This is a genomic window from Paenibacillus sp. FSL E2-0201, from assembly GCF_037963325.1.
Classification (GTDB): Bacteria; Bacillota; Bacilli; order Paenibacillales; family Paenibacillaceae; genus Paenibacillus_AQ.
The window spans coordinates 3,404,241-3,415,824 of record NZ_CP150154.1 but is presented as its reverse complement, the minus strand read 5'-3'; the positions used below and the strand labels follow the sequence as shown (position 1 = coordinate 3,415,824).

Sequence of the window (11,584 nt, the reverse complement as noted above, 5' to 3'; positions counted from 1 at the left end):
ATTGTACGAGGTCGCTTAACATAGAATTGGGGGTATTTCTGACATTTTTATAGGTGGATCTGGACATTCATTCATAAATTTCATACGATGAGACTAGCCTTAGGTAATTTGAAAGGGGCCACGTTATGAGTATCAGACGCAGTACCTTTGTCATGTCCGGAGATAGCTTTTTTGAGCCTGATGTGCCAATTAATGTGAACAGGGCTTACGAAACGTTCGAATTGAATGCGCATTCCCATGAGTTTATCGAGATTACTTATATCAGTGAAGGCGCAGGGGTTCACTACATTGAGGATGAGGCCGTTCCTGTCGAGCACGGTACGTTATTTTTTATACCTATCGGACGCAGTCATGTATTTCGCCCTAAAACACCTATAAAAGACCGTCCGCTTATTGTTTACAACTGTTTGTTTCCGGTAGAGTATTTATCTGAGCTTCAGGTTACTTTTCCTCACGCTAAAGATATTTGTGAATTTTTCACAGATATGCAATTGCTATGGTTCTCTATGAAAGATATCAGTGGTTCATACCATATAATGTTCCGTGAACTGTTTCGTGAATTCTCGGCAAAACCACCTGGATATTTAGCTGTCCTCGATGCTCTTGTTGTGCAAATATTAACGGGCTTGTTTAGACATCGGTTGCAGCTTAATACACCAACTGGGGAGAAGCCACAATGGATGGCAGTTGATGAAGCCATTGCATTTATAAATTATAATTATGCCAGCGGGCTTAAACTTAGCGATCTTGCTAGCAAAGCGAACCTTAGTGAACGGCAATTTAGCCGACTTTTTCAGCATCAAACGGGAATGAGTTTTACAGATTACATGCAAAGTATTCGTATGGATGCTGCCTGCCGTATGCTTTCTGGAGGTTATAGAGGTGTAAGTGAAATTGCCGCAGCAGTCGGATATGCTGACCTGAAGTTTTTTCACCAAATATTTAAAAAAAAGATCGGAATGACTCCCCGGCAATATAGTAATTCGCTACGAGTTGAGCAATAGCTACTAAACATCCTTCAAAGGGACCGGCTGCAGCATAGTGAAGTACTTTAACTGCTAGCACGTTCTTTCCATTAATAAGACGCTCGCTCAGATCAACTGTTTCGTAATAATGGCTGAACTGGTCACCTTTGCAGGGTCCAACAGAGACGGATTCACCGTTAAGAAATATTCGGTACCGGCTATCCGCTGTGATATCAACAACGAGTTTTGCTCCATCTGAATCAGAAACGTTAAATTCACGGCGAAAATACACCAATTCATGTGTACCCGGATTTGACGTCCACGGATAGCCTTTAGACCAAATCCAATGTGCCTTCCACAATCTGCTCTCTTCCATAGTACCTCCTACTAATCCGATTTATTTTAAAGTCAGCAAATGATATACACAACGAAATTCCGAACTTGCCACTAATATAAAGCTGTACTATCTCTTCTCCAATTAAAGAACAAGTATTTCTAATATCAATGAAATGAACCCCTAAAGTTGCTGTGACTCCTCTTGTTTAATTTAGATCCATCTCGATTATTTCCTTATACAAAAACAAAAGCTACCATGCGATTGCTTGGCAGCTTTTGTTTTTGTATAAGATGTTCAAGCAGCGTATCCTACTTATCACCGGCAAGTGTAAGCCACTTGCGATTGTGATGCTCCTGAACATCAACGGGGGTATCAAAGAAATCGCTCAACACATCCGACTGCAGGCAGTTTTCCGTCTCATCCCCTTTATAGATTTCGCCGTTCTTAACTAATAACGTATGTGTGAAGCAGGGTGTTATCTCTTCGATATGATGCGTTACATACAGCAAAGTTGGTCCGCCGGGTTGCTTCGTAATCTTCTCGATCATTTGCAACAGCTGTTCTCGGGCAAAAATATCAAGCCCTGTGCATGGCTCATCAAGGATCAATAGATCTGGATTGGCCATAAGTGCGCGTGCAATGAGGACTTTCTGTCGCTGACCTTGCGATAAGGTATCGTATGTACGAGCGGCTAAGGAAGAGCAGTCTAGAAACTCCATCAATTCTTCGGCTTGCTTTTGATCCTCTTCATTGGTCTTGTCATATAAACCGATAGTTGCAAATTTCCCGCTGAGGACGATGGTCAGGGCGGTCTGATGTCCGTATAGCTTTTGCTGCAGGGAGGTGCTGACCCAACCGATTCGTTTGCGCAGCTCCCTAAGATCAACATCACCGAAGCGATGGTCTAGCACTTCGACTTGCCCAGTCGTCGGCCATACATAGCCGTTCACTACGTTCAGCATCGTCGTCTTGCCTGAACCGTTTAATCCGACGATACACCAATGTTGCCCTTGTTTCACTTCCCAATTCATATCGCGTAAGATCATGGTTTTATCGCGCTGCCACGATACATTTTTAAGAGATATAATCATGCCCCAAATTCCCCTCCTTATGAATGTCTGTATTGAACTTAAAGCTCAGAAAGAGTTCCATTTAAAATACTCAGAGTGCATTGTACCGCTTGATCTGGATCCCCATTTTTAATAGATTCATAAACTTGTTCATGGTAATCGGATTGAGGATCATGAGAACTATAATTACGGTTTAATTTACTCATTGCATCTGACAAAATATGCGTAAAGGTTCTATATAAATCAATGATCACAGCGTTTTTGCTTGCCATTGCTACTGCCATGTGGAACTCTATATCCGATTTGGCATACAGTTCACGATCATTCTTCTGTAGAGCCATATTTCTAGTATCCAAATGGTTCCGCATGTTGGATAAGTCAGTGTCATCATGTCGTAGAGCTGCTAATCTTGCGATTTCTAATTCAATCATTTTTCGAGCTTCGAAGACTTCAATCAATTCTGCACGAAGTAAACGATGGGTGAGTGGTTCTTGAATAAGAGGACTGGATTTTAAGTAAGTTCCAAAACCCTGCTTTTTCTCCAATAGTCCAGCATGAACTAACACACGGACTGCTTCTCTTATCGTTGATCGCCCTACATTAAATAATTGCATCAATTCAGGTTCTGGAGGTAATTTGTCTCCTGGTAAGATAGTTCCTGTTGAAATCTTATGTTGGATTTGGTTAACAACATCGTCCACTAACTTAGTGGATTGAACGGGTCGGAACGATCCCTTCTCAAACATCTGATCATCTCCTCTTTCTGCAGAATACCATGATATTCTTTACTTAACAAGTAAGATTTTGAAGTTTTTAACGCCCAATATGGGAATAAAAAAGCAGCTAATCATTTGGATTAGCTGCTGACGTAACTTATTTAACTATAGCTTTATTGCATGGCTCACTATTATTTATTGTCCTTTTTCCATTACAGCAAAGTAGTTATTTTCACTGTCAGCGAAATTAAATACTCTTCCACCGGGAATTTCTACAATATCTCCTACCGTAACATTTTTGTTCTTCAACTCTTGATTCAATTGATCAAAATGATCCGAAAAGAACATTAAAGAAGGTGTTCCGAGATTCATTTCAGGATTCATTTGGGCAACCAACTCTTTATTATGAAGAACAATGCTAGTAGCTGCACCTTTCGGAGCAAGTTCGATAAATCTCATAGGGCCATTTGTTTCGTCCAAAATCACCTCAAACCCTAGCTTCTCTGTCCAGAAATCTTTGGATTCTTCTTGATTATTTACATATAACATTACTTGACCCACTTTATTAATCATAATTTATACTCTCCTTAGTTGAATAATTTATGAGGTTGTCCATTTCCCCATATTATTTACTTCCTTTTCCTACATTAAACTGAAATTCAGATAAGCGAAAGAGAACATCGATAATTATTTTTATTTTAAATATTTCTACAATAATTCAATGTACCCTTCAGTGCCATTCACACGAATTCGCTGCCCGTCTTTTATCAGCTTGGTAGCGTCTTCCACTCCGACAACAGCCGGTAAGCCATATTCACGAGCGATAACCGCTCCATGGGTCATCAGTCCGCCAACTTCGGTGACCAAGCCTTTAATGGATACAAACAAAGATGTCCAACCAGGGTCAGTAAAAGCGGTGACTAATATATCTCCATCTTCCAGATCTGCCTCTTCCATGTTTAAGATGACACGTGCTCGTCCCTCTATAACTCCGGTAGAAACAGGTAGACCTACAATCGCTTGGGCTGGGAGATTTTCTCGTTTGTACTCACCCGTAATGATTTCACCATCAGACGTGATTACACGTGGCGGAGTTAGTTTTTCAAAAAAATTGTAATCGTCTTTTCGTTTACTGATGATCTGATAATCCAGTTTATTTGTGCGTGCGACTTCGTGAAGTTCTTCAAAATAGAGATAAAATATATCTTCTTTTTCATGAATTATTCCCGCTTCTACTAGTTGTTCGGCTTCTTTCAGTAATGCCTGTTTGTAAACGAAATAGCGATTAATCATACCGTATTTTGGATATTCACGATAACCGATGAAATTCCGGATTAAACTGATCACTCGTTTGGTCTCTTCAGCTTTTTGTTCACCATCCGGTAATTGCTTCAATCGATCTAACAACTCTTGTTCTTTTTCCAAAGCTTCCTGTCTTCCTTGCTCAAATTTCCGTTTGCCAGCATTTGGCTTAATGTTTTTGATATTATTGAGAATCATGGGGAGAAGTGTAATTGGTTTTTCGCTCCAACGGGTTCTCGAAATATCGATTTCACCGGCACATCGCATCCCATATTTGTTGAGATATGCATAAATAGCGTCTTGAGTCTCACGTCCACCCTCAAACTTAACCAGTTCATCCAAAAAATCATCATCTTTTACATGTTGTAAATAATCAATTATTTTCGGGTAAGGACGAATCACATCTGCAACATCCGATAGCGCTAGGCCCATTTCCGAAGTAATGTTGTTGGGTACAGATTGAGAAAGCGTATCTGCTGCGTTTTTTTTACCTAACCACTCGTACATTTTGTCATTGATCCATGACGAAGCGTTCATAGCAGTCATAAAGACCTTTGTACTTTGTGGGTTAGATAAGAACTTCTTTAATTCCTGGAGATCTTCGAGAATAAAATCAAATAAATCTGCTCCTGATTTTGTTCGGATGTTTTGTTTTAATTCTTCTATTGATGTTTGACTGTTCTTAATCAAATCAGAAACAATTGCCGGATCATTTTCGATTAGGGCTTGAAAAACTTCTGACGACCTATCTTTACTGCTATTATCGGGACTCCGTTCTTTTCTATCATCTGGTATCGATGTTATATATTCTCGTTCTATTAGGGATATAAATGCATCTTTTATGAGCGGATCGGATTTTCCAAGGGTATTTATGAAAGTTTCTCTTTTGGCAGGTGAAGCCAGCATATGTGCAACATCAACAAATAACCTTCCACCGGCTTTACGCATTGGTGCAGGAGTTATTAACAGATAAAAAGACAATCCTAGTGGTTTCATGGGATCCGTCATCATTTGTTGATGACCGACAGATACGTAAACGTGATTTTCTTGATCATTTACTTCAGGGATCGGGTATAAAGTAGTGATTGGTCGACTTTGAACAATATAAAAAGTATCATGATCCAAACACCATTCGATATCTTGCGGGCAACCAAAATAAGCTTCAATCGCTCTACCTATTCGTGCCAGTTGTAAAATTTGTTGTTCTGTAAGTGTTTGAGACTTTTGCTGTTCGAAATCGATTTTCCGGGTTTCTGTTCCACCTTCTTTTATGCCATAGATAGCTATTTTTTTGGTTGCTATCATCGTATCGACGAGTTTCTCTTCGTGTACTTTATAACAATCGGCAGATACCAAGCCAGAAACCAGAGCTTCACCGAGCCCAAAACTGGCATTAATGGATAGCAACTTTCGATTAGAGGTCATTGGATCAGCGGTGAATATAATTCCTGATGCCTGTGGAAGAACCATCTTTTGAACAATAACGGATAAATAAACTTGTCTGTTATCAAAACCATTTTGTATTCGGTAGATTACTGCGCGATCCGTAAATAGAGACGCCCAACATTTGCTTATATGCTGCATCATTGCTTCTCGTCCGATGATATTTAAATAGGTGTCCTGTTGACCGGCAAAAGAGGTATTTGGTAAATCCTCAGCAGTTGCACTAGAACGTACTGCGTAAGCCTGTTCTTCACCAAGTTGGGAGAGATAGTGAGTAACTGCTGTCACAACATCTGAAGGAATTTCTACTTCCATAAGAATTTCTCGAATTTTCCTACTGATTTCACCAATTTGCGCTCGATCGTTTACGTTTAGCATGGATAGTTGATCTAACAAAGTATGATACTTTTCGTTCTTTTCGATAGCTTTTTGGTAACCCACTGTTGTAATACAAAATCCTTCTGGTACATTTATTCCTTCGATAGTTGATAATCTCCCTAAATTTAACCCTTTTCCACCAACAAGCGAAAGCTGCGTATGATCTATTTCCTGAAACCCAAGAACTAAAGAACTCATTCAATCTCTCCTATCTATTAAATTGAGAAAAAACATTTGACAAGAGTTGACCGGCATGGTACATTATTAATATAAGATCCATTATCTTTGTCCACTAAATAATGTAAAGACGTGATATGATTATATCATCGTGTCTGTTCATATGCAATATTAAAGAACCTGATAAACGACTCAGGTTCTTTTTTTGATTCCAGTAATCAATAACCAACACTCGGCCTATACTCCATCTTTTACATTGGAGCTATAACCCATGGACTTCAAACTCATAGATTCGCGCCGCCGCATCGGCTCCCTGCGTGGGTTTAAGAATTATTAATTTTACATAGCGTGCTTTCACCAACGCGATCGCGTCTGTTGACTCGGCTTCCGAGTTTCCTTGAACGTTAACGACATCCGTCCAATTCGTTCCGTCAATACTCACCTGAATGGTATAATCGCTCGTATTAAACCCGGACCATTCTCCTCCGCTCTGTGCATGCTTGATGATAAAAGTGCTAATTTGATGCTCGGCTCCGAGATCGACCTGAAGCCAATGAGGCAGATTTCCAAGTGCGCACCATTTGCTGTTATCAGTAACTTTGCCGTCTACGGCGTTCGTTGCTCCTTCCTTCTCTCCGCATGCATGATCAGCCGTTGCAATTTTTCCAAGTGCTAAATTCTTCACCGCTCCAGCTTCTTTGCTTACTGTGATGAGCTCCTGTTTCGTAATGGTATCTTGCCCCGCGCTGTTAGTTGCAGTCAGTGTCACGCTATACACGCCTTCCTGATTGAACGTTACAGCAGGGTTCTTCGATGTACTCACAGCTGGGCTTCCGCTTTCGAAATTCCATGACCATCCTTCTGTTACTTCCGTCGATAAGTCAATGAAGTTTACGCTCTCACCTGGTGCCACCAGGGTCCGATCAGCCTTGAACCCAGCGATTGGCTTCGGATAAGCCGGCCAACTGATCTTGACGCTGGAGGACTGACCTTGCTCGTATCTTGCGTTGATCGCAACGACCTTCAATTCTGTGACCGTTTCTTTGTCTATTCTGCTCATCTCAGGAACATAGAACACATGATTCGTTGTTGCACCCATCAGCACTTCTCTGCCATCTGGCAGTACACGATAGATTTCATATTGCTTCACCTGTTGATCAAGCGGTTTCCACTGTAATCTAGCATCTCCGTAAATTCCATTACGGAAATCGGATTGAGTGACCTTAAGCTCGCGAACTGCCGGCAGTGCTTTAATTGAATCATTAGTATTCTGGATGGAGAGCTGGCCAATTTGAATGCTATAATTACTGATCGTATCCTTGGTATCAAAGTACAGTGACAACGCAACGATACGTTTTCCTTTATATGGGGTCAAATTCAAAGTTTCGGTAGTCCAGCCTGACGAAGCTTTATCCTTCACGTTAAGGAAGACAAATTGGTCGGGATGGTCTGCGAAAGCGAGACCAACCTTTAGACTTGGCTTGTTCGGCGTTTTATACGTAATCGATAGCTTTGTACTTGCTTCAATTTTCAGGTCTGTCTTGTAGAGCTTCAAATGTGTGGCATTGTTGTGGCTCAGTTCACCTGATACCTTCAGAGAGCTACCGCCGTAATATGCATCGGACCAATCAAGCCTCGGAGTAAGTGCTGTTCCTTTGCTGTCTGCGATCCAGCGCCATGTAGGCAGGATATCTTGCAAGCTTCGGTTATTCCATCCTTTATCTCGTACCTGCTGCCCTCGGACATAATATTTCTGTCCGCTTCCTGTATTGAAGTTAGTGATGAAAGGCAGCTTATTTACTGGGGAGGATTCTACCACATCATTCGCGATCCCTTTCCATGCCTGATCGCTCACGGTGTTCCCCGGGTTCCCGTTTGGCCCCACCCAGAATTTGCTCTCACGTACGAAGAAATCCTCCATACTCTCTGCACTGTTAAAAGCCCAGTCTGGGCGATAAATACCAAGGGAAGTGACGGCAGGCTTGCCATCTGGGAACAGTAGATTCCAGTTCACATTTGTATCGTAGCCCTTGGCTTCAACATCGATCCCTGCATACAGATCATATGGAGTTCTTCCTAAGCTTTTGGCCTTCTCTGCGGAGCTTTTAAGATCCTTCCACCAAAAGTTTAGGAACATACTGTCTGTTATTTTCTTATTATCTTCCTGTAGAAACATCGCGTTCTTGTCATTTAGTGCGTTCTGCCAACTGATACTGCCCTCCTTAGTCATAGAGTCGTACCATACGATTTTGCATAGACTCCGACTTGTGCGACTCTAGATAACTTAGGAAAGCCTTCATTTTCTGTGCATCAGCCGGCACACCACCTTCGGTCTCCTGATTAATGAACCAGCCGTCAAATCCATAATAGTTCGCAACCTGGATCAGCTTGTCTGCAGCAGGAAACGAGCCGTCACTGTTCTGTTGAAGCATTTGCTCCACCCATTCAAATTTCCCTCCATACACGGTAGGTGGGAAGAATACCGTTCCTATGATCGGTACGCCATTCCTATGAGCTGCGTCGATAGTATCCGCGCTTGGAGGTACAATGATCCCTTCTCCAGCTGATCCGCCCCAGTAAACCAGCTTGTCAACATACTGCCAATAGGAGAACGTGTTAGCCTCAAATTTGTCCGAACCTTGTGATGGCACACCACTTGTTCCCGAGTTCAGAGCTGATAAGGCCATAACTTTCGGCGCTTTGGTCGCATGGGAGTTGACACCATCTGTCACAAATCGATCTTGCAGCGGGATTGTGCTCCGGTTGAATGCCGCATCCGGATCGGATGCAGGACTCCACTGAAGCAATTGCTCTGGAAACCAGTAGGATGAATAAGGCTGTTTAGCGAAAGCTGTTGTAGATATTGCTGCGCACATCACCAATAAGAATATAAAACCTGCACCAATCTTTTTCATGCCATACTCCTCCAATCAATAGATAATATGGTTGCGCTTACATTTTAACAAGCTGGACAAAGCTGTAGATAGTGGATTAATGACAAGTCCAGGTGCACTTATTACAGATTGTAAACCTGAAGCTCGAGTACAAGCATATTCTTGGTCTCCATAAATAAAAAGAGCCCCCATTTAAACAAACGGGTGCTCTCAATCTTTTTATATCATTTGAATCACGATTTCCAAATTTAATCAATTAGTCTCTCAGCTCTACAACCTACAAGTTTAAAAGAAACTGTCTTGTGCTCTGATAAGCGTCATTCCATCCCATTTTTGCGTAGAATCGAAGTCCATCAAGTCCCTTGAAATAATAGGCTCCCATTAGCCGCTCTTTAAAATTAGGAGTTTCTACTCCGTTCTTTTCTTGATAGTCTTGATACACCTTAATAACATCACTCCATGGCATATGCCGATCGAGAATCGCAAGGTCTATGAGACAATCACCGTACATGCAATTCCCGTCGATGATGCCGGTAATTCGTGTTCCATCGGACAAAATATTCCACTGTTGAAAATCTCCGTGTATAAAGCTTCTATTAGATTCATTATAGGGTACGTAGTCCATCAACCGACTGTATATTTCTTCGTATACATCCTTCTCCAAGCAAGACGTATGGAAGAGATCATACCAATTCTCCCAGAACGTTCCCGTTTGATCCTCAGCATTTACTGCAACAATAAAGTCTTTCCAAGATGAATAGACCCCGTTGCCATCAGCACCGATCCACCCATACCCGTTAGTTGCCCCAATATCCGCTGCTCCCATTCTTGTCAAAATGCTGATAATTTCAGGCAAGTGAAGGGTTTGCTCCTCTGCCGTGAAATCGGATAGGTTGCGACCTTCCATTCGTTCCATGATTAAATAGGTTATCTGACTAGTTTTTCCTAAAGCCAAACATTTCGGGAAAGGGATGTTCTGACTTGATAGCAGATTCGATACATAGTTTTCTGTTTCATACGCTCCTGCCAGATCGCTGAATTTGACTACATATCCTTTCCCTTCGAGGACAAAAGAAAACACGTTGCTTATATTACCACCGGAAAGAGGTGTAATCTCAACTGCACCTGGTCTAAGATGATTCTCTAATACTTTTTCAATTTCACTCATGGCCAATTTTGGCTTCGCGTAAGTCACCGTAGCTTCAACTCCTATAAATTAGAGACTAAATTTCTCTTTCCTCATATTCAAATGGTTCTTTACACGAGTAAATGTCATCGAAAAACCCCATAAACGGAATGTCGTCTTCCATGCATTTTATGCGATAGGATAATTCCTCATCACATGTGGGTACTACACCATTGTTCCTCATTACCTCGAATGCATCTACAATATTCTCCATGAGCGTCACTTGGATGAATAAGGAGAGCTTATCCAACATTGACTGATCGACCGCGGTCTCAGATCTGTATCCTTTAAGGACTACTTCAAAATAATCATCCATGAACTTCTTTCGTTTAACAGCATCTGGTTCGAATTGTGCCCATCCCACGCCCTGTGTCCAGAGACCTGCCAGATCAAACATATACCAACAGAAACATGAATTATCGAAATCATACACAGTGATTTGTCCAGTATCAAAATCTATCGAATAATTCCCATCATTGTAATCAAAATGGATCAAACCGAATGACTCAAGGTTCCTGTCCAATTCTTCTAAAGTTTTAAGAAGCTTTACCAATCTCTCTTTAAGGAGAGATAAGGAGTCAGGTATCAATTTATCAATATATTCGGCATTAAATCTGTCAAAAAAACTATGCCGACGATGAACAGGAGTATATCCTTTCGACAATTCATGTATTTTCCCTAGAACTTTACCACAGTTATAATAATATTCTGTAATTGGAGCTTCTTCCCGGTACCGATAATTATTTTCTACAAGCATTTTCCCCTTAGCCTTATTAAATAGGCAGATAAAAAAAGTATGATTATTATGAATGATCTCTTCCAGTAGATTCCCCTTTAGGGAGTTGACTACATCCGAGACACTTCCGCCATGCTCAAATAAATATCTAACATACTCAACTTCACCTAAAAAATCTTCCCGGCTTCTGTCATTTAGGAAGGCGATTCTGAGTATTTTGGCGTCAGTACCTTCTTTTTCACATATATAAACGACATTACGCCCTCCATCATGTGCCGGAATGGGCTGAATTTCATAACCATTCAACTCGTACAACTCCGATATCAATGGTAGCAAATACACATCAGCAATTTCAACAACCTCATTATTTGTCAAAAAAT

General features: G+C 41.2%; 9 protein-coding genes and 1 pseudogene. 1 reads left to right on the top strand and 9 read right to left on the bottom strand.

Going from position 1 to position 11,584, the window contains the following annotated elements; all coding sequences use genetic code 11:
• The first annotated feature begins 125 nt into the window (after positions 1–125).
• Entirely contained in the window at positions 126–1,004 is an 879-nt protein-coding gene (locus NSU15_RS15355; RefSeq protein ID WP_076120902.1) for an AraC family transcriptional regulator, read from the top strand.
• Here the strand turns inward: NSU15_RS15355 and NSU15_RS15350 are convergent.
• From NSU15_RS15350 to NSU15_RS15310, 9 genes and pseudogenes are all read right to left on the bottom strand, one after another.
• Entirely contained in the window at positions 943–1,341 is a 399-nt protein-coding gene (locus NSU15_RS15350; protein ID WP_339286555.1) for a hypothetical protein, read from the bottom strand. The genes NSU15_RS15355 and NSU15_RS15350 overlap by 62 nt on opposite strands.
• A gap of 269 nt (positions 1,342–1,610) precedes the next feature.
• On the bottom strand, positions 1,611–2,393 hold the full coding sequence (locus NSU15_RS15345; protein ID WP_339286554.1) for an ABC transporter ATP-binding protein: 783 nt from the start codon (positions 2,391–2,393) through the stop codon (positions 1,611–1,613).
• Positions 2,394–2,431: 38 nt separating this feature from the next.
• Positions 2,432–3,118 (bottom strand): FadR/GntR family transcriptional regulator, encoded by a 687-nt coding sequence (locus NSU15_RS15340; protein ID WP_339286553.1) that lies wholly within the window; start codon positions 3,116–3,118, stop codon positions 2,432–2,434.
• Between the two features lie 165 nt (positions 3,119–3,283).
• Complete coding sequence (locus tag NSU15_RS15335; RefSeq protein ID WP_339286552.1) at positions 3,284–3,661, bottom strand: VOC family protein; 378 nt, start codon at positions 3,659–3,661, stop codon at positions 3,284–3,286.
• A 135-nt stretch (positions 3,662–3,796) separates the two neighbouring features.
• Positions 3,797–6,409 (bottom strand): phosphoenolpyruvate synthase, encoded by a 2,613-nt coding sequence (gene ppsA, locus NSU15_RS15330; protein ID WP_339286550.1) that lies wholly within the window; start codon positions 6,407–6,409, stop codon positions 3,797–3,799.
• Positions 6,410–6,650: 241 nt separating this feature from the next.
• The gene (locus NSU15_RS15325; protein WP_339291365.1) at positions 6,651–7,448 is read right to left on the bottom strand and encodes a discoidin domain-containing protein; all 798 of its coding nucleotides are present in this window, start codon (positions 7,446–7,448) and stop codon (positions 6,651–6,653) included.
• Between the two features lie 747 nt (positions 7,449–8,195).
• A pseudogene (locus NSU15_RS15320) lies at positions 8,196–9,075 on the bottom strand (endo-beta-N-acetylglucosaminidase); the annotation flags it as partial.
• A gap of 484 nt (positions 9,076–9,559) precedes the next feature.
• Positions 9,560–10,477, bottom strand: coding sequence for an aminoglycoside phosphotransferase family protein (locus tag NSU15_RS15315; protein ID WP_042127835.1), 918 nt, complete (start codon positions 10,475–10,477; stop codon positions 9,560–9,562).
• A 28-nt stretch (positions 10,478–10,505) separates the two neighbouring features.
• Positions 10,506–11,579, bottom strand: coding sequence for a phosphotransferase (locus NSU15_RS15310; protein ID WP_339286548.1), 1,074 nt, complete (start codon positions 11,577–11,579; stop codon positions 10,506–10,508).
• Positions 11,580–11,584: the final 5 nt, after the last annotated feature.